This window comes from Stenotrophomonas sp. DDT-1 (assembly GCF_001580555.1).
In the GTDB taxonomy this organism is placed as follows: domain Bacteria; phylum Pseudomonadota; class Gammaproteobacteria; order Xanthomonadales; family Xanthomonadaceae; genus Stenotrophomonas; species Stenotrophomonas sepilia.
The window spans coordinates 36,867-53,266 of record NZ_LEKR01000030.1; the positions used below are offsets into that span (position 1 = coordinate 36,867).

Consider the following 16,400-nt stretch of genomic DNA (forward strand, 5'->3'; position numbering starts at 1 on the left):
TCAGTGAGCGTCTTCCGACAGGCTCAGGTACACGATCGACAGCATCATGAAGATGAAGGCCTGCAGCGGGATCACCAGCAGGTGGAACAGCATCCAGCCGAGGCCGAACACACCACCGGCAATGGCACCGAAGAAACCGGCACCACCCAGCACCCAGATCAGCAGGAACACGATTTCGCCGCCGAACATGTTGCCGAACAGTCGCATCGCCAGCGAGATCGGCTTGCTCAGCCACTCGACGATGTTGAGGATCAGGTTGAACGGCATCATCCACTTGCCGAACGGCGCCGTCAGGAATTCCTTGATGAAGCCGCCCAGGCCCTTGGACTTGAGCGCGAAGAACAGCATCAGGAAGAACACGCTGATGGCCATGCCCAGGGTGGCGTTGACGTCAGCGGTCGGGACCGGCTTCCAGTAGTGCACGCCCGCCCATTCCAGCGGCTTGGCGATGAAATCGGCCGGGATCATCTTCAGCAGATTCATCAGCAGAATCCAGAAGAAGATGGTGATGGCGATCGGCGTGACCAGCTTGCTCTTGCCGTGGTAGGTGTCCTTGGCCTGGCGGTCGACGAACTCCAGGCAGATCTCGACGAAGGCCTGCCACTTGCCCGGCACGCCGGCGGTGGCCTTGCGGGTGCCCAGCCAGAACGCGACAACGATCACCAGGCCCATCAGGACCGCAGTGAGGAAGGTATCGACGTGGATATGCCAGAACATACCCTCACCCTTGCCGACCGGCGCGGTCAGGTTGTGCAGGTGATGCTGGATGTAGCTGGTAGGGGTTAGAGCCTCGCCCGCCATGTGTCCGGAACCTTCAGTTAATTGAATTCTGTCAACGCCTGGCCATCGCCAGGACCTGGAACATCAAGCCGACGGCGATACCGGCCAACAGCGCCAATGCAGGCAGCTTGAAGACCAGGAACCCCACCAGCAGGACGCCGAAAACCACGACCCACTTGGCCACGATCGCAATGATCAGGCGAGCCATCGCCGATCCTGCGGCCACCGCACCGCCCCCCAGCGCCATCCTTGCCGCCACCCAGCCACCGGCCGAAATGGCCACACCGGACGCCAGCGCGCCGAGGGCGTATTTCGGACCGACCAGCAGGAAGGCCAGGGCCAGGACAGCGACCGCGGCCAGCGGATAGACCGCGGCGCGCAGCATCAGTCGCCGACCCGCGTCAACGGAGTTCAGCACAGGACGTCCCGCGTGGTTGCAAGTGGAAGGCTGAGGCGGCTACAGCAGGGGGGCCTCATCGAGCCGCCAAATTATAGCAATGGGACAATTTGCGAGACAACCGCTGCCTGTTCATCCCGGGAAGCCGCAAGTTGCGGTAACGGTTACATTTTTGCGTACCACCCGGGGGACAATGACGTCCGCATGATGCTGCACCGCAGTATTGAACTTTGGTCGCAGGCGAGGAACTTTCGCCGGATGCGCAGGTCCGATCTTTCGACCTGCCTGCAGCATCCTCGTCGGCTCCACCCCGCAGGTCCCACGATGGCCCCGAAGCCCGTCTCCGGGGCCATCTTTTTGCATCGTCGCGACAGCACTGAACCGTGCACATGCCGTGGACCATACGTTCACGGATGGTGGACGGGCCTGTCCGGCACAGTGGTCTTCATTCTGATGAACCACTGCAAGGACTCTTCGATGCGCCCCGTACCCACCCTGCTCGCTCTCTCCCTGCTCGCCGCCGGCGCCTCGTTCGCCACCGCCGCCCACGCCGCCGAAGGCGACGACCGCTTTGCCCTGCGCCTGGGTGCGATGAACATCGACTCGGACAACACGCTCCGCGGCAAGACCAATGTCGCCGGCCAGGACATCGGCTTCTCCGAGGACTTCAAGCTGGGTGGCAAGGAGTGGGAGCCGCGCATTGACGGCATGTTCCGCATCAGCAACCGCCAGCGCCTGCTGTTCAACTATTTCAAGTACGACAAGGATCGCCGCGAGACCCTCGGCCAGGACATCTCCTTCGGTGACGTCAACGTGCCGTCCGGCAGCTTCGTCAAGGGCGAACTGAAGTACCAGGTGGCCAGCCTGGTCTATGACTACTCGGTGGTGGACACCGATACGTTCGACCTGGGCCTGCAGCTGGGTGCCGAGTACGCCAAGGTCAGCACCAAGGCCTACGCCGATCTGGGCACCGTGTACGAAGGCCAGTTCCTCAACGAGAAGACCGACGGCGTGGCGCCGGTGGTCGGTGCGCGATTGAGCTTCACCCCGTCCGAGAAGTGGATGATCACCCTGCAGGGCCAGTACCTCAACACGCGCTGGGGCAGCTTCGATGACTACAAGGGCGATCTGAGCCGCGCCAACGCCATCGTCGATTACCGCTTCACCAGGAACTTCGGTGTGTTCGCCGGCTACGACTGGTTCAAGCTCGATGCGGACAAGAAGGGCAGCGACGGCACCATCGGCCTGAAGCAGGAATTCAAGGGCCCGGTGGCCGGCGTCAGCTTCGTGTTCTGACACCCGCCCCTTCCACGGCATTCTCTCTCCTGGCGCGGCCTCCGGAACATCGGGGCCGCGCTTTTTTGTTTGCACGGTCAAGCAGAAGCGGGTTGGTCGAGCGCGGGGGGAGAGGGGCTTGCGTGCGAATGTCCTCCGGCGCCGGCCTGCGGCCGACGCCTCCTCCTTTACTTCGCACACAAGCCCGTCTCCCCCCGCGTATCAGGCATCCACGCGGCCTTTGCCGTGGCAGTGGTTCTACTTTCAGCAAGCCGAGTCGCTGCGAGCGGTGGCAGTTGCCGCAGATGCAAGCTGGGTCGAGCGCTGGAGGGAGCGGGGGCTGCGTGCGAATGTCCCCCGGCGCCGGCCTGAGGCCGACGCCTCCTCCTTTACTTCGCACACAGCCCCCGCTCCCTCCGCGTGTCATGCATCCAGGCGGCCTGAGCACCGACTCTCGACTTTCCGCAAGCCGAGCCGCTGCGCGGGTGGCAGGCATTTGGACAAAGTAAAGGAGGAGGCGACCGCCGCAGGCGGGCGACGGGGGACATTTGTCCAAATGCCTGCCACCCGCGCAGCGGCCCGAACGCTCGCAACGGCGTCGAACGAAGAAACAAAAAGCCCCGGCAACTGCCAGGGCTTTTCGTTCGGAACGGCGCGGGCGCCTTACTTCTTCTTCGGCATGTACAGATCGGTGATCGTGCCGTCGTAGATTTCCGAGGCCATCGCCACCGACTCGCTCAGTGTCGGGTGCGCATGAATGGTGTGGCCGATGTCCTCGGCTTCCGCGCCCATCTCGATGGCCAGGCCGATCTCGGCCAGCAGGTCACCGGCATGCACGCCGACGATCGCGCCGCCGATGATGCGGTGGGTCTCTTCGTCGAAGATCAGCTTGGTGAAGCCCTCGGTGCGACCGATGCCGATCGCGCGGCCGCTGGCGGCCCACGGGAACTTGGCCACGCCGACCTTCAGGCCCTTGGCCTTGGCTTCGGTCTCGGTGACGCCGACCCAGGCGATTTCCGGGTTGGTGTAGGCCACCGACGGAATCACCCGCGCCACCCACTCCTTCTTGTGGCCAGCGGCCACTTCAGCCGCCAGCTTGCCCTCGTGCGTGGCCTTGTGGGCCAGCATCGGGTTGCCAACGATGTCGCCGATGGCAAAGATGTGCGGCACGTTGGTGCGCATCTGGCGATCGACCGGGATGAAGCCACGGTCGGTGACCTGCACGCCGGCCTTCTCGGCATCGATCTTCTTGCCGTTCGGCGAGCGGCCCACGGCCACCAGCACGCGGTCGAAGGTGCCCTGCGCCAGCGCCGGCGCCTGGCCTTCCTCGGCCGCCTCGAAGGTCACGGTGATGCCCTTGGCATCGGCAGTGACGCCCGAGGCCTTGGTCTTCAGGTGCACGTCGATGCCCTGCTTCTTCAGGCGGTCGGCCAGCGGCTTGACCAGGTCCTTGTCGGCGCCCGGCATCAGCTGGTCCATGAACTCGACCACGGTGACCTTGCTGCCCAGTGCGCTGTACACAGTGGCCATTTCCAGGCCGATGATGCCGCCGCCGACGACCAGCAGCGAGCCCGGCACTTCGGCCAGCTCCAGCGCGTCGGTGGAATCCATCACGCGCTTGTCGTCCCACGGGAAGTTCGGCAGCTTCACCGCCTGCGAACCCGCGGCGATGATGCACTTCTGGAAGCGCAGCAGCTGGGTGCTGCCGTCTGCGGCGGTGATCTCCAGTTCGTTGGCCGAGATGAACCTGCCGACGCCCTGCACGTTGCGGACCTTGCGCTGCTTGGCCATGCCGGCCAGGCCCTTGGTCAGCTGGTTGACGACCTTTTCCTTGTACTGGCGCAGCTTGTCCAGGGTGATGGTCGGCTTGCCGAACTCGACGCCGAAATCGCCGGCGTGGGCCACTTCGTCGATCACCGCGGCGGCGTGCAGCAGCGCCTTGGACGGAATGCAACCGACGTTGAGGCAGACGCCGCCGAGGCTGGCGTAGCGCTCGACCAGCACCGTATCCAGGCCAACGTCGGCGGCGCGGAAGGCGGCGGTGTAGCCGCCCGGGCCGGAGCCCAGCACGACCATTTCGCATTCGATGTCGGCCGGCTTGCCACTGGACAGCGCCGGCTTCGGTGCCACCGGCTCGGCCGGGGCGCGGTGCGAGGGGGTCACCGGCGGCTTGCTGGCCGGAGCGGCCGCAGCCGGAGCCGGCGCAGCGGCCTTGGCCGGGGCATCGGCGGCGCCTTCAGCGTCCAGCACCACGACCACGGCGCCTTCGGACAAGGTGTCGCCCAGCTTGACCTTGATCTCCTTGACCACGCCGGCCGCCGAGGACGGCACTTCCAGGGTGGCCTTGTCCGACTCCAGGGTCACCAGGCCCTGGTCCTTCTTCACCGTGTCGCCGACGGCGACCAACACTTCGATCACCGGAACATCGCTGTAATCGCCGATGTCGGGAACCTTGACTTCAATCGTGGCCATGGTGGTTTTCCTTGTGCCCGGCCGGCAGGGCCGGCGGGCTGTCACTGCATCTGTTCACGCGGCCGCGCCAGGGGCAGCGGCCGCACGGTGGGGGCGAAGCGATGCCTTACAGCAGCACGCGGCGCATGTCGGCCAGCACCTGCGACAGGTACGTGGTGAAGCGTGCGGCCAGGGCGCCGTCGATGACGCGGTGGTCGTAGCTCAGCGACAGCGGCAGCATCAGCTTCGGCGCGAACTCCTTGCCATTCCAGACCGGCTGGATGGAGGACTTGGACACGCCCAGGATGGCCACTTCCGGTGCATTGACGATCGGAGTGAACGCGGTGCCGCCAATGCCGCCCAGCGAGCTGATCGAGAAGCAGCCGCCGCTCATGTCGGCCGGGCCCAGCTTGCCGTCGCGCGCCTTCTTGGCCAGCTCGCCGGTTTCCTGCGCGATCTGCACCACGCCCTTCTTGTCCACGTCGCGGATGACCGGCACGACCAGGCCGTTCGGCGTATCGGCGGCAAAGCCGATGTGGAAGTACTTCTTCAGGGTCAGGTTTTCGCCGCTGGCATCGAGCGAGGCGTTGAATTCCGGGAACTTCTTCAGCGCCGCGGCGCTGGCCTTGATCAGGAAGGCGAGCATGGTCAGCTTGATGCCGGCCTTCTCGTTCTCCTTGTTCAGCGCCACGCGCAGGGCTTCCAGGTCGGTGATGTCGGCCTGTTCGAACTGGGTGACGTGCGGGATCATCGCCCAGTTGCGGGCCAGGTTCGCGCCGGAGATCTTCTTGATGCGCGACAGCGGCTGGACTTCGGTCTCGCCGAACTTGCTGAAGTCGACCTTCGGCCACGGCAGCAGGTTCAGGCCACCGCCGGCAGCGACGGCAGCACCACCGGCAGCCGGCACACCACCGCTGAGCGCGGCCTTGACGAACTTCTGCACGTCACCCTTGGTGATGCGGCCGCCCTTCTCGGTGCCGTTGATCTGCAGCAGGTCCACGCCCAGCTCGCGGGCGAACACGCGCACCGCCGGGGTGGCGTACGGCACCTTGGCCGGCAGCACGCCATCGGCGTTGAACTGCACCGGCGGGCTGGACGGGGTGCCGGCCGAGGCGATCTCGCGCGCCGCCAGCTTGTCCGGCTGTGCCGGCACAGCGACCGGCTCGACCTTGGTGGCGGTTTCGGCGGCGGCCGGGGCAGCAGCAGCGGCGGCCTTGCTCGGGGCCGGCGCCGCAGCGCCTTCGGCCTCGATGATGGCAACCACGTCGCCCTGCGACAGGTTGTCGCCCACCTTGACCTTGATCTCCTTGACCACACCGGCCACAGACGACGGCACCTCCATCGTGGCCTTGTCGCTTTCCAACGTGACCAGGCCCTGGTCCTTCTTGACCGTGTCGCCGACGGCGACCAGCACTTCGATGACCGGGATGCCGGCGTAGTCGCCGATGTCCGGCACCAGCGCTTCCACTGCGCCACCGCTGGTGGCCGGAGTGGCCGGAGCGGCCGCCGCAGCAGCGGCCGGGGCCGGCGCGCTCTGGGTGGCGGCAGCCGGGGCGGCGGACTTGGCCGGTGCCGGCGCGGCGGCTTCGCCTTCGGCCACTTCGATCAGCGCCACGACCTTGCCTTCGGACAGGCTGTCGCCCACCTTGACCTTCAGTTCCTTGACCACGCCTGCCACCGAGGACGGCACTTCCATGGTCGCCTTGTCGCTTTCCAGCGTCACCAGGCCCTGGTCCTTCTTGACCGTGTCGCCGACGGCGACAAGCACCTCGATTACCGGGATATCGCTGTAGTCACCGATATCGGGGACAAGTGCTTCCTTGATTTCGGCCATGGGGATAACTCCGGCAATCTGGTGTAGGGAAACGTCTATTGTGCGGCCAGCGGGGTCCAGCGCCAACCGTTACAGGTGTTTTCAGTACGCACGCAGCCGGGACAGGCTGTTGCCCACGGGTCCCGGCCGCGACCAGTCGGTAGCGTATTGTCCGGACGATGTCCGCTTCATGTCGCCAGTGCGTCTGCAACCGGCTGCCAGGCCTGGCGCAGGCGCGGCAACGACCACGCCGCATTGGCCGGGCTGGTCGAGGGCAACGCAACCACCTGTGGCGGGGCCTCCAGCTGCGGCAGCACCCAGCGCTGGAACGCCTGCCATGATGCACCGCCATTGCAGCCGATCAGCGTCAGCTCAGGCAACGTGGCGATCAGTTCCGGCAGTGCATTGGCCACTTCCGTGCCACGCACGATGTCCGCATCCAGGCTGCCTCGACGCTCGCAGCGACCGATCACATCCCACAGACCGATGCCCGCGGCATTCAATGCCTGCAGCCGCGCGGCGTAGGCCAGATCCGCCTCGAAACCACAGATGTCGGCCATCAGCGGCCAGAAGCGGTTGCGCGGATGGGCGTAATAGCGCTGCTCCTGCAGGGACGCCACGCCCGGCATCGAGCCCAGCAGCAGCACCCTGCACTCCACGTTCACCTGCGCTTGCAGGCCGATGCACAACGTTGCTGTGCTCACATCTTCTCCAACTGCATGAATGTCACCGAGCGCCAGAAACCCCATGAATAAAGGCGTTCCGTACCCGTCGCTGAACAAGGAAAACTATTTTTTAACGTGCGTCGGATTCGATTCATGTTGGGGCGACTACGGTGTGCTCGCCCCGCAACCGGGGGCCCAAAACAAGAAACATTAGGAGATACCCCCATGCGCTCCATCCGTATCCTGAGTCTCGCCCTGCTGACCTCCGCCGCCTTCGCGCCGGCCGCTTTCGCCCAGGACAGCAGCAGCACCGACACCGCGTCGGGCAAGCATTTTGCCGTTGTTGGCGGCATCTCGCTGCTGGAACCGAAGAACGACCCGATCTCCGGCGTGAAGAAGACCGATGGTGGCCCGGCGCCGACCGTCAGCTTCAGCTACTACATCAACGACAACTGGGCCGTTGAACTGTGGGGCGCCGCTGACAAGTTCGACAACAAGTTCAAGGGCCCGAACAACGCGCGCCTGGGCTCGGTCGAGCAGCAGCCGGTCGCGCTGAGCGGCCAGTACCACTTCGGCCAGGCTGACAACGTGTTCCGTCCGTTCGTGGGCGTCGGCTACTACCAGTCGAGCTTCAGCAACGAGAAGCTGGGCAACGGCGCTGACACCGACATCCGCTTCAAGGATGCCAAGGGCGTGATCGGCACCGTCGGCGTCGACATGAACATCAACTCCACCTGGTTCGCCCGTGCTGACGCCCGCTACATGCGCGCCCGCCCGGACATCAAGGTTGGCGGCGAGAAGATCGGCGAAGCCAAGATGGATCCGTGGACCGTCGGCTTCGGCATCGGCGCCCGCTTCTGATCCGGGCTGCACCTGCTTCACTGATGCAACGCGACGGGCCCTTCGGGGCCCGTCGTCGTTTCCGTCACCGGCGTTCTGTAGAGTCGAGCCCATGCTCGACTGCTTTTTTGTAGAGTCGAGCTTGCCCGGCTGACCCGGAAAGCAGCCGAGCATGGGCTCGGCTACAGACACAGGACGCGGAGACACGATGGACGACGTCGACCTGCTGGTGATCGGTGGCGGCATCAACGGTGCCGGCATCGCCCGTGACGCCAGCGGCCGCGGCCTGCGCGTGCTGCTGTGCGAGCAGCACGACCTGGCCGCGCATACTTCCAGCGCCAGCAGCAAGCTGATCCACGGCGGCCTGCGCTACCTGGAACAGGGCGAGCTCGGGCTGGTGCGCAAGGCGCTGGGCGAACGCGAGGTGGTACGCCGGCAGGCGCCCCATCTGGTCCATCCATTGCGCTTTGTGCTGCCGTGGGAACCCCATCTGCGCCCACGCTGGATGCTACGCGCGGGACTGTGGCTGTATGACCACCTGGGCCGTCGCAGCCCGGCATTTCCCGCCTCGCGCGCCCTGGACCTTCAGCGCGATCCGCTCGGCCCCTGGCTCTCGCCGGATCTGCGGCAGGCCTTCAGCTACGCCGACGCGCAGGTCGATGACGCGCGACTGGTGCTGCTCAACGCCCTGGATGCCGCGCAGCGGGGCGCACAGGTGCGTGTGCGCAGCCGCTGCATCGACCTGCAGCCCTTGCAGGGCCGGTGGCAGGCCGTGCTGGAATCCGCCGATGGCCAGCAGCAGGTGACCGCGCGCGCCGTCGCCAATGCGGCAGGGCCGTGGGCCGGCGGCCTGCTGGAACGGATGGAGGCACGCAGTGGCGGCCCCGCGCTGCGGCTGGTACAAGGCAGCCACATCGTCCTGCGCCGGCCCTGGCCCGATGACAGCGCGTGCCTGCTGCAGCAACCCGATGGACGCGTGGTGTTCCTGTTGCCCTTCGCCCACGACCACCTGCTGGTTGGCACCACCGACACCGACTATCGCGGCGACCCGGCGCGCTGCAGCGTGCTGCCTTCAGAGGTGGCGTACCTGTGCGAAGCGGCCAATCGCTACCTGCATGAACCCATCGCGCCGGAAGATGTGGTCTGGCAGTTCGCCGGCGTCCGTCCGCTGCTGGCTGATCCCGATCCGCGCGCGGCAAGACTCAGCCGCGATTACCGCCTGCAGCTGCAGGTGGACCCGGCACCGGCACTGCATGTGCTGGGCGGCAAGCTGACCACCTACCGGGTGCTGGCCGAGGAAGCGCTGGAGCTGCTGCGGCCCGCCCTGCCGCAGATGGGAGCGGCGTGGACAGCAAACGGAGACCCGCTGCCAGGCAGCGACTGGGGCGACGCCGCGCAGGCGGGCGCGCATCTGCAGGTATCGGCACCCTGGTTGCCCGCAGGTATCGCGCGACGCTGGGCCGGGGCCTATGGCAGTCGCAGTGCGGAACTGCTGCAGGGGGTACGGGGCCTGCGCGATCTTGGCGAGGGGTTTGGCGGCGGTCTGCATGCCCGGGAAGTGGCCTTTCTGCGCGAGCATGAGTGGGCGCGCACTGCCGAGGACGTGCTGTGGCGAAGGAGCAAGCTGGGGTTGCGGCTGGACGCTGCGCAGGTGACACGGCTGCAGGCGTGGATCGAACACTCCACTCTGTAGAGCCGAGCCATGCTCGGCTGCGTTGTGCAAATGCAGCCGAGCATGGCTCGGCTCTACAGAGAGAAAGGTAAGTTACCCTGACCGTTCTACCGGAGACGCTGCATGACGCCCCGCTACGTGCTGGCCATCGACCAGGGCACCACCAGTTCGCGCGCGATCCTGTTCGACCGTGCCGGCGACATCATCGGCAGCGCGCAGCGCGAGTTTGCACAGATCTTCCCGCAACCCGGCTGGGTCGAGCATGACCCGCGCGAGATCCTCACCAGCGTCTATGCCACGCTGACCGAACTGCTCAGCCGCGGGCAGATCGACCCGCGTCATATCGCCGCACTGGGCATCACCAACCAGCGCGAAACCACCGTGGTCTGGGACCGTGCCACCGGCCAGCCGATACACAACGCCATCGTCTGGCAATCGCGGCAGAGCCACGCCATCTGTGAACGCCTGAAGTCCGAAGGCCATGAAGCGCTGATCCGCGAGCGGACCGGCCTGCTGATCGATGCCTATTTCTCTGCGACCAAGGTGCGCTGGATCCTTGACCACGTGGAAGGTGCGCAGCAGCGCGCCGAACGTGGCGAGCTGCTGTTTGGCACCATCGACAGCTGGCTGGTGTGGAACCTCAGCGGCGGCCAGGCGCATGTGACCGACTACAGCAACGCGGCGCGCACGCTGTTGTTCAACATCCACACGCTGGACTGGGATGACGATCTGCTGGCCCTGCTCGACATCCCGCGTGCGATGCTGCCGCAGGTGCGCGACTCCAGTGCGGTGTACGCACACACCCGGCCGCAGTTCTTCTTCGACCACCCGATCCCGATCGCCGGCATCGCCGGTGACCAGCAGGCCGCACTGTTCGGCCAGGCCTGTTTCCAGCCGGGCATGGTCAAGAACACCTATGGCACCGGTTGCTTCATGTTGATGCATACCGGCGCGCAGGCGGTGCGGTCGCGCAACGGCCTGCTGACCACCATTGCCTGGGGCCTGGAGGGGCGCGTGGAGTATGCGCTGGAAGGGTCGATCTTCATCGCCGGCTCGGTGGTGCAGTGGCTGCGCGACGGACTGCGCATGATCGAACGCGCCAGCGACAGCCAGGCACTGGCCGCGCAGGTGCCCGACAGCGGCGGCGCCTATCTGGTGCCGGCGTTTGTCGGCCTGGGTGCGCCCTATTGGCGCAGTGATGTGCGCGGTGCGATGTTTGGCTTGACCCGTGGCACGCGCAAGGCGCACTTCGTGCGCGCCGCGCTGGAAGCGATGGCCTACCAGACCCGCGACGTGCTCGATGCAATGCAGTCCGATGCCGCTATCGCACTGACTGAGCTGCGCGCCGATGGCGGTGCGATCGGCAACGACTTCCTGGCCGGCTTCCAGGCAGACATCCTCGGTGTGCCGCTGCTGCGGCCGCGGTTGACCGAAACCACCGCGCTCGGTGCGGCCTATCTGGCCGGCCTGGCCGTCGGGTTCTGGTCCAGCCGCGAACAGATCGCTGCACAGTGGGGCCTGGACCGGCGCTTCGAGCCACAGATGGAGGTGTCCCGGCGCGAGAAGCTGTATGCGGGATGGCAGCAGGCCGTGGCGGCTACCCTCGCCTTCCACGTCGATTGAAACCGCCCCCCCGTCCTGCTGCGACATCTGGGTTGACCCTGTGGAGCCGAGCCATGCTCGGCTGCCGTTGTTGGGGCGCCGCAAAAAAGCAAAGCCGAGCATGGGCTCGGCTCTACAGGGAAGGCAGTGTCGACCAAGGTCGACACCCACCATTCAAATCAACAGATCAGCCGCAATCAGAACGCCGGCAGCACCGCGCCCTTGTACTTGGTCTCGATGAAGGCCTTCACCTGCGGGCTGGTCAGGGCCTTGGCCAGCTTCTGCACACGGGCGTCGTCCTTGTTGTCCGGGCGCGCGACCAGGAAGTTCACGTACGGCGAATCCTGGCTCTCGATCGCCAGCGCATCCTTGGTCGGGTTGAGGCCGGCGTCCAGCGCATAGTTGGTGTTGATCAGGGCCAGATCGACCTGGTCCAGCACGCGCGGCAGCATCGCCGAGTCCAGCTCGCGGAACTTCAGGTTCTTCGGGTTGGCGGTGATGTCACGCTGGGTCGACAGCGCGTTGGCCGGGTCCTTCAGTTCGATCACGCCGGCCTTGTGCAGCAGGATCAGCGCGCGGCTGTTGTTGCTCGGATCGTTCGGGATCACCACGTCGGCACCGTCGCGCAGCTCGGCCAGCGACTTGACCTTGCGCGAGTACGCACCGAACGGCTCGATGTGCACGCCGATCACCTTCACCAGGTCGGTCTTGCGGTCGCGGTTGTAGGCATCCAGGTACGGCTCGGTCTGGAAGTAGTTGGCGTCCACCTGCTTCTGCACCAGCTGGTCGTTGGGCTGCACGTAGTCGTTGAATACACGCACGTCCAGGTCCACGCCTTCCTGCTTGAGGATCGGCTTGACCACCTCGAGGATCTCGGCATGCGGCACGGCCGTGGCGGCCACCACCAGCTTCTGCGAGGGCTCGCCGGACTTGCCGCAGGCGGTCAGGGCCAGCGCAGCGGCGAGCAGGGACAGCAACAGGGTCTTCTTCATGGGGGACGGGGTTCTCGGGGGGAGTGTCAGGATTTTTCGTAGTTGCTCAGGGCCAGCTCAAGCAGCGCCTTGGCCTGCTCGCGCAGCATGATCGGCTCGATGATCTCGGCATCCGAACCATAGTGCAGCACGTCCATCAGCAACTCTCGCGAGACGCTGTACGGCACCTTCAGTTCGTAGCGGCCATCGGCCAGGAAACGACCCTGCTGCTTGGAATGCCAGTGCTCGTCGGCCACCCAGCGCGCAGCCTTGGCGCTGAACAGGATGGTCGCCCAGCCCTTCGGGGCACCCGAAAAAATGCCATAGCTGGCGCCGAGCTGCTCGTCCAGCTCGCTGTCGGCGACATCGCGGGCGGCATTGTCGATTACCCGTGCCTTGTGGATGCGGTCCACCGCGAAACTGCGCAGCGCCTCGCGGTCATGGTCCCAGGCATCCAGGTACCAGTTGTCGCGATAATGGGTCAGGCGCTGCGGCGAGACGGTGCGCTTGGTCGGCTCGTCGGTGGAGCGGGCGCGGTATTCGAACGCCAGCTGGCGGCGCTCCAGCACCGCCGAGGCCACGCTGCGGAAGCTGCCTTCGTCGAACTTGCGGCCACGGTGCGGAATCACCCGCACGCGGTCGACCGGCCAACTGGAAACACCGGCCTGCGCCGCCAGCAGGCTCTCGATGCGCTGCTGCAGCGGCGCCAGCACCGACGACAGCACGCCGCCGCCGGTACGCGCCAGCAGGTGCTGCGAGGCCAGCAGGGCATGCAGCTCCTCCGAGCTGAGCCACAGGCCGGGCAGCTCGAAGCGGTCGCTCTCGTCGGCCTGGTAGCGGAAGCCGGCCTCGCCGTCGCCCTCGATCGGTGCCATCAGCGCATCGCGCAGGAAGGCCAGGTCGCGATAGACGGTGGCACGGGAACAACCGAGCTTGTCCTGCAGGGTCGCCACCGTCACCGGATAGCGCGCGGACTTGAGCAGACGATGCAGGGCGGTGATGCGTTCGTATCGGTCCATACCCCCGATTATGTCCGAGTCGCGGGTCTTGTGTGGAACGTTTGGGCTATCGTGATCGCCCCCACCCCATGGAATGCCCGATGCGCCGGTTGCCTGCCCTGTCCCTGCTGGCCTGCCTGCTGCTGGCCGCCTGCGATCGCGCGCCGGCGCCGGCGGGCACCGGGGCCCCGGTACCCGCCGCCGATCCGGCACAGGCGGTGCTGGGCGCCAGCCAGCGTTTCGCCGCCCTGCGCAGCTTCCACGCCGAACTGGAGGTGCTGGGCGCGCCGCAGCGGGTACGCAGCGCCATGGACTTCGTTGCACCCGACCGTTTCCGGGTGGAGACCCCGGCCGGGCCGCAGACCATCATCGGCGACACCCTGTTCCTGCAGGCCGACGGTGCGATCCGCCAGGTGCCGGCCCCGCCCGGCCTGCTCGAGCAGTGGCGCAACCCGCTGCCCGCCGACGCCCTGCCCGCCGACCTGAAGGCCGAAGACCTCGGCAGCCAGGCGCTGGACGGGGTCGAGACCCGTCACTACCGGCTGCGCAGCAGCCAGCCCGGCGAACGCCTGGAGTACTGGGTGGATGCCCAGGGCCTGCCACGCCAGATCGTGCGCAGCGGCAGCAGCAATGGCCGCAGCTTCCAGCTGCGCCTGCGCTATTCGCGCTTCAACGACCCCGCATTGCGTGTCGATCTGCCCTGAATAGGCGATCGCGGCAACGTTCGCTGAAGCACGCTTTGGATCGATTCGGACCGCCATCACGCTTCCAGTATCATCACCGGCTGTTAACCGTTCCGGAGAAGCCTCGATGTCCCTGCGCGTGTCCCTGCTGATCCCCCTGCTGCTGTGTGCGCCGCTCGCATACGCGCAGGATGCCTCCGAACTGGCGGCGATGTCCTCGCCGTGGAGTGGCAGCGGCGGCGAGCTCGGCTTTGCCTCGGCACGCGGCAACAGCAGCACCGAGAGCTTCAACGGCCGCCTGCGCCTGCGCTACACCGACGGCGACTGGGTGCACAGCATGGACCTGTTCGGCCTGCGCTCCAGCTCCAAGGTGACCGAGACCAATGACGACGGCACCACCACCCGCCGCAGCAACACCACCGCCAACCGCTACACCGGCAGTGCGGGCAGCGCGCTGCAGCTGGGCGAGCACCGCCAGCTGACGGCCACGGTGCGTACCGAGCGCGACGACTTCGCCACCTACGACCGCCAGAGCTCGTTCGGTCTGGGTTACGGCACCCGCCTGTGGAACACCGAGCGCTTTTCGTTCGACGCGCAGATCGGCCCCGGCGTGCGCCGTACCCACAGCACCGAGGATGACCGCACCCGTACCGGCATGATCGGCCGTGGCCTGTTCGACCTGAAGTACTCGCTGACCGACAACACCGACCTGGTGAACACGCTGCTGGTCGAGTCCGGTTCGTACAACACCTTCGGCCAGAATGACTTCGGTGTCTCGGTGAGCATGAACGAGCACCTGGCGCTGAAGGCCGGCTGGCAGGCGCGTTACAACAGCGACGTCGCTGTCGACAAGCGCAAGACCGATACGCTGACCACGATGAACGTGGTCTACAAGTTCAAATAAGCAGAACGGGCGCCCAGGGCGCCCGTTTCGTTTTTGTAGAGTCTAGCCATGCTCGACTTGAGCGCGAAGCCCGGGATTTTCCCGGCGAAGAGCAGCCGAGCATGGCTCGGCTCTACAGACATCGGGGCTCAGACGTTCAGCAGTTCGCCAGCACCATCGTCCAGCAGCAGCTTCGCCACCTGCTGGCCCAGCGCTTCCGGATCGCGGGCCGGGCCCACCGCTTCGGCGCGCACGGCGCGGCCATCACTGGCGCTGCCGACCAAGCCCTGCAGGTGCAGGTCGTCGCCCTGCCACTGCGCGATCGCCGCCACCGGCACGTGGCAGCTGCCATGCAGCGCGCGGTTCATGGCCCGCTCGGCTTCCACGCAAGCGCGCGTGGCGGCGTCATCAAGCGTGGCGAACAGCGCCATCAGGCGCGTGTTGCCTCCGTCGCACTCTACCGCCACCGCGCCCTGCGCCGGCGCTGGCAGCCACTGCGGCGGTTGCAGGCGCGCGACGATGCGCTCGCCCAGGCCCAGGCGCTCGAGGCCGGCCACCGCCAGCACGATGGCGTCGTAGCCACCGTTGTCGAGCTTGGCCAGGCGAGTATTGACGTTGCCGCGCAGGTCCAGCAGTTCCAGGTCCGGGCGCAGCGCGCGCAGCTGGGCCTGGCGGCGCAGCGACGAGGTGCCGACCCGCGCGCCGATCGGCAGCGCGTCCAGCGAGGCGTACAGGTTGGAGACGAAACCATCGGCCGGGTCGTGCCGGGTCAGCATCGCCGGCAGCGCGAAGGGCGCGTCCAGTTCCATCGGCACATCCTTCAGCGAGTGCACGGCGCAGTCGGCCTCGCCCCGCAGCATGGCCAGCTCCAGTTCCTTCAGGAACAGGCCCTTGCCACCGATGGCGGCCAGCGAGCGGTCCAGCACCTCGTCACCGCGGGTGCTCATCGGCACCAGTTCCACGTGCAGGCCGGGGTGGGCCTGGCGCAGGCGGTCGGCGACGTGTTCGCTCTGCCAGAGGGCGAGCGGGCTCTTGCGGGTAGCGATGCGGACAGTTTCCATCCGGTCATTATCGCGCCTTCGGCGCGGATACGGCCAACGGCGGAGCCCCTCGTGGCTGGCTGGGGGGCGTGAAAGCAACAGCCGTGCTTGGCCGGGCGGGATGAACTGCGCAGGGGCCGCTGCAAGTACGTCCATGTAAGCTCGGTCGCCGCATCCATGCGGCTCACGCCCCTGCGCAGCCCATCCCGCCCGGCCTCTGACAGTTTCCGTGTGCGCCAGCCACGGAAGATCAAAAGAAAGGAGCAGAAGCAAAAGCAACAGCCGGCGGCTTCCGGGGTCAGATCCCTTTTCCGCAGGAAAAGGGATCTG

The 16,400-nt window shown here is 66.5% G+C and carries 14 protein-coding genes; 6 read left to right on the forward strand and 8 right to left on the reverse strand.

The features are described from left to right. Together atpB and AB839_RS14420 are read right to left on the reverse strand one after the other, a co-directional pair. Complete coding sequence (atpB, locus tag AB839_RS14415) at positions 1 to 801, reverse strand: F0F1 ATP synthase subunit A (protein ID WP_005411134.1); 801 nt, start codon at positions 799 to 801, stop codon at positions 1 to 3. A 31-nt stretch (positions 802 to 832) separates the two neighbouring features. After that, the gene (locus tag AB839_RS14420; protein WP_014648497.1) at positions 833 to 1,198 is read right to left on the reverse strand and encodes a hypothetical protein; all 366 of its coding nucleotides are present in this window, start codon (positions 1,196 to 1,198) and stop codon (positions 833 to 835) included. Between the two features lie 456 nt (positions 1,199 to 1,654). Here AB839_RS14420 and AB839_RS14425 point away from each other — a divergent pair, with 456 nt between their 5' ends. Then, complete coding sequence (locus AB839_RS14425; protein ID WP_061479888.1) at positions 1,655 to 2,473, forward strand: hypothetical protein; 819 nt, start codon at positions 1,655 to 1,657, stop codon at positions 2,471 to 2,473. A gap of 642 nt (positions 2,474 to 3,115) precedes the next feature. On the opposite strand, the gene lpdA is transcribed toward AB839_RS14425, so the two are convergent. The 3 genes from lpdA to AB839_RS14440 all read right to left on the reverse strand — a co-directional run bounded on the left by lpdA (position 3,116) and on the right by AB839_RS14440 (position 7,420). Then, positions 3,116 to 4,924, reverse strand: a complete 1,809-nt coding sequence (gene lpdA, locus AB839_RS14430; protein ID WP_049411122.1) for a dihydrolipoyl dehydrogenase — start codon at positions 4,922 to 4,924, stop codon at positions 3,116 to 3,118. 106 nt (positions 4,925 to 5,030) lie between these two features. Continuing rightward, positions 5,031 to 6,737: a dihydrolipoyllysine-residue acetyltransferase gene (gene aceF, locus AB839_RS14435; protein ID WP_061479889.1), complete on the reverse strand. Its 1,707-nt coding sequence runs from the start codon at positions 6,735 to 6,737 to the stop codon at positions 5,031 to 5,033. A gap of 167 nt (positions 6,738 to 6,904) precedes the next feature. Further along, a complete protein-coding gene (locus AB839_RS14440; protein ID WP_061479890.1) occupies positions 6,905 to 7,420 on the reverse strand; it encodes a DNA-deoxyinosine glycosylase in 516 nt (171 codons plus the stop codon). Positions 7,421 to 7,606: 186 nt separating this feature from the next. Between AB839_RS14440 and AB839_RS14445 the strand changes: the two genes are divergently transcribed. From AB839_RS14445 to glpK, 3 genes are all read left to right on the forward strand, one after another. Then, a complete protein-coding gene (locus AB839_RS14445) occupies positions 7,607 to 8,242 on the forward strand; it encodes an OmpW family outer membrane protein (RefSeq protein WP_005419535.1) in 636 nt (211 codons plus the stop codon). A 187-nt stretch (positions 8,243 to 8,429) separates the two neighbouring features. Further along, entirely contained in the window at positions 8,430 to 9,914 is a 1,485-nt protein-coding gene (glpD, locus tag AB839_RS14450; protein WP_061479891.1) for a glycerol-3-phosphate dehydrogenase, read from the forward strand. Between the two features lie 102 nt (positions 9,915 to 10,016). Beyond that, positions 10,017 to 11,516, forward strand: a complete 1,500-nt coding sequence (gene glpK / locus AB839_RS14455) for a glycerol kinase GlpK (protein ID WP_061479892.1) — start codon at positions 10,017 to 10,019, stop codon at positions 11,514 to 11,516. Between the two features lie 176 nt (positions 11,517 to 11,692). Here glpK and AB839_RS14460 read toward each other — a convergent pair whose 3' ends face one another. Next, complete coding sequence (locus AB839_RS14460) at positions 11,693 to 12,487, reverse strand: MetQ/NlpA family ABC transporter substrate-binding protein (protein ID WP_061479893.1); 795 nt, start codon at positions 12,485 to 12,487, stop codon at positions 11,693 to 11,695. A 26-nt stretch (positions 12,488 to 12,513) separates the two neighbouring features. Then, complete coding sequence (locus AB839_RS14465) at positions 12,514 to 13,485, reverse strand: YafY family protein (protein ID WP_061479894.1); 972 nt, start codon at positions 13,483 to 13,485, stop codon at positions 12,514 to 12,516. 80 nt (positions 13,486 to 13,565) lie between these two features. Between AB839_RS14465 and AB839_RS14470 the strand changes: the two genes are divergently transcribed. Further along, positions 13,566 to 14,168 (forward strand): hypothetical protein, encoded by a 603-nt coding sequence (locus tag AB839_RS14470; RefSeq protein ID WP_061479895.1) that lies wholly within the window; start codon positions 13,566 to 13,568, stop codon positions 14,166 to 14,168. A 106-nt stretch (positions 14,169 to 14,274) separates the two neighbouring features. Next, positions 14,275 to 15,051 (forward strand): DUF481 domain-containing protein, encoded by a 777-nt coding sequence (locus tag AB839_RS14475; RefSeq protein ID WP_049413237.1) that lies wholly within the window; start codon positions 14,275 to 14,277, stop codon positions 15,049 to 15,051. A 128-nt stretch (positions 15,052 to 15,179) separates the two neighbouring features. Here the strand turns inward: AB839_RS14475 and hemC are convergent, their stop codons facing one another. After that, positions 15,180 to 16,091 (reverse strand): hydroxymethylbilane synthase, encoded by a 912-nt coding sequence (gene hemC, locus AB839_RS14480; RefSeq protein WP_061479896.1) that lies wholly within the window; start codon positions 16,089 to 16,091, stop codon positions 15,180 to 15,182. Positions 16,092 to 16,400 lie beyond the last annotated feature (309 nt).